The organism is Atopococcus tabaci DSM 17538, from assembly GCF_000429585.1.
Lineage (GTDB): Bacteria > Bacillota > Bacilli > Lactobacillales > Carnobacteriaceae_A > Atopococcus > Atopococcus tabaci.
This window is the reverse complement of record NZ_AUCD01000117.1, coordinates 1-2,237: the sequence shown is the minus strand read 5'-3', so window position 1 is coordinate 2,237 and position 2,237 is coordinate 1. Positions and strand designations below refer to the sequence as shown.

The window sequence follows — 2,237 nt, the reverse complement described above, 5'->3', positions numbered from 1 at the left end:
CTTTCTATTTGTGTGGTAACTTTTAGAATAAAGGTCTCGTTTCTTTTTGTCCAATAAACAATAGATGACTTACCGAGAACTATTTTACACTAACGCAAACTGTTTGAAAAAATCATCTGATTTTCACTAAGGTTTAATCGAAAAGACACCAAGTTGCTGAACAAACCTGTTCAACGCCCTGATGTCTTTGGAGTTATTGATAAGTTTTGATCTTTTTTGTTTCAATCACGATAGGTTGTTGGATGGGAAAGATTTGGTCCACCAATGTTTGATACCAGCTAAAGAAGTTTTCCGACTCCAGTTCGACGGATTCTTCGAAAACCTTCCGTGCAGTTTCTTCTTCTTCAGGAAGAGAGGTCTCCGAAGAAAGCAATGCATCCGGTAGGAAAGCTGTCATCATAGAGGCATTTTTTATGAACTCTTCTCTTATGCTTTGGGACAAATCAATCATCACTTGTTTCTTTTTATATGGACGAATTTCTTTAATTTTATTTGAAAGATGCTCGGTCATGACCGATTGAAATTGTTCACTCGCCACCACTATTCCATCACAAGACGAAAGGTTATACAAGAAATGATGAACGTCCACCGGGATAAACACTCGTTTGGCCGGTTGTTCACCCAATTGCATGGCCCACCGGTTCAATGGTCCGGTCACTGACTCACTGTCTTTTCTTTCCAAGTTGGCAATTGTGATGTGTCTCGCGCCCATTCGGTAAAGTGTTTTAGCTATATGGGAGACATCGGCATCTTGTCCCGCAAGTAAAAAGCGCTTGTTCTCTAGATTCTGCCATTCATTGACAAATGTCCGCACCACCGCTCCGATGTTTCCTTTGTGTAAAGGGGCCATCGAAGGAAGGGACTGCATCTGACTTGAAAAACTGACCGCTTTTTCAAACAACATCTCTAAAATGACTCCAGCAAAATCGCCGCGTTTACGTGATGCTTCCAATGCCGCTTCCGCGTTCTTCATCACTTCGGATTCATCCTCTTCTTCCGAGTCCATGCCCGCCAACACATAAAGCAAGTGGCGAATAGCATCCGCGTTAAATTTGCTGTAAGTTTCCAGTATGACGTCTCCAATCGCTTTTCCTGAATAATCAGAAAGGTAGCGTAGAAAGTCTCCGTGGCTGAACACTGTTTCATCCACATGAAGATAATATTCCGTACGAAACGCATTCGTCAGAAGGATAATGCCTTCTACACCTTCGTACTGCCTCAAATCTGATAGATGTTGGGCCGCAGTCTCTTCATTGACTAAGTACTTATCCCTGTCTTCCAGACTAACCGTATTCCCACTCACGCCATATAATAATAGTTTCAAAAGTATCATCCTTTTTATTAACCAGAAAAGAAGAAGATGGCCAACAGCAGGTCTGTATCCTCCGTTTCCTGCATCTCTTGTTCTTCCCTGTTTTTGCTTTGTGAAACAAACCAAGAAATTCCGAAAAAAGGAAAGAAATTTCTATGGCAGAGAACATCAGCCATGACGAACAGCGGAAGAAATAATCTTCCATGCTTCTTCTCTGCCTTCTTTTGTTTCCGAAGAATAGACCACAAATTGATCTTCGTCTTCTTCAAAGTCCAGTGCTGCTTTAATCACATTTGTGTGCTTGTTCCATTTTGAGGAAGAAATCTTATCGGCTTTTGTCGCCACTACAAGTACCGGGAGGTCGTAGTATTTTAGAAAATCATACATCTGACAATCTTCCGGTGAAGGTTCATGACGGAAGTCCACCAACAAGATGGTGAGCACGAGTTCTTTGCGCTGTGTAAAGTACTCGTTCATCATGGTTCCCCATTTTTCCCGTTCCTTTTTTGAAACCTTTGCGTATCCATAACCCGGAACGTCCACGAAAAAGAATTCATGATTGATATCGTAAAAATTAATTGTTCGTGTCTTTCCAGGTTTGCTGGAAGTTCGCGCAAGTTTTTTGCGGTTCAACATTGTGTTGATGAACGAAGATTTCCCAACATTTGATCGTCCAGCCAATGCTATTTCCGGATAGCCCTCAGTTGGATACTGAGCCGGAGAAACAGCACTCATGACGATATCAGCGAAATTGACTTGCATACGTATATGCTCCTTTCGGTCCTCCACTATTTTAACACATTATTTTTTTGAGGAAACCATTTTTTAAATAACGTGGATTGTATAATTAAGCGAGACAGAAAAAAGACATGTTATGATACACTCAAATTAACCTACCAAAGCTAAGGAGAGTGCACCATACATG

2 protein-coding genes are annotated in these 2,237 nt (G+C 41.3%); both read right to left on the bottom strand.

The genetic code is table 11. The annotated features are described in order from the left end of the window. Positions 1-193: 193 nt before the first annotated feature. On the bottom strand, positions 194-1,324 hold the full coding sequence (locus G470_RS0111545; RefSeq protein ID WP_028274923.1) for a glutamyl-tRNA reductase: 1,131 nt from the start codon (positions 1,322-1,324) through the stop codon (positions 194-196). A 156-nt stretch (positions 1,325-1,480) separates the two neighbouring features. Further along, a complete protein-coding gene (yihA, locus tag G470_RS0111535; RefSeq protein WP_028274922.1) occupies positions 1,481-2,074 on the bottom strand; it encodes a ribosome biogenesis GTP-binding protein YihA/YsxC in 594 nt (197 codons plus the stop codon). Positions 2,075-2,237 lie beyond the last annotated feature (163 nt).

Bases quoted from the DNA above. Each gene is read 5' to 3' on its own strand.
- yihA (WP_028274922.1), bottom strand. From the start codon at position 2,074: ATGCAAGTCAATTTCGCTGATATCGTCATGAGTGCTGTTTCTCCGGCT.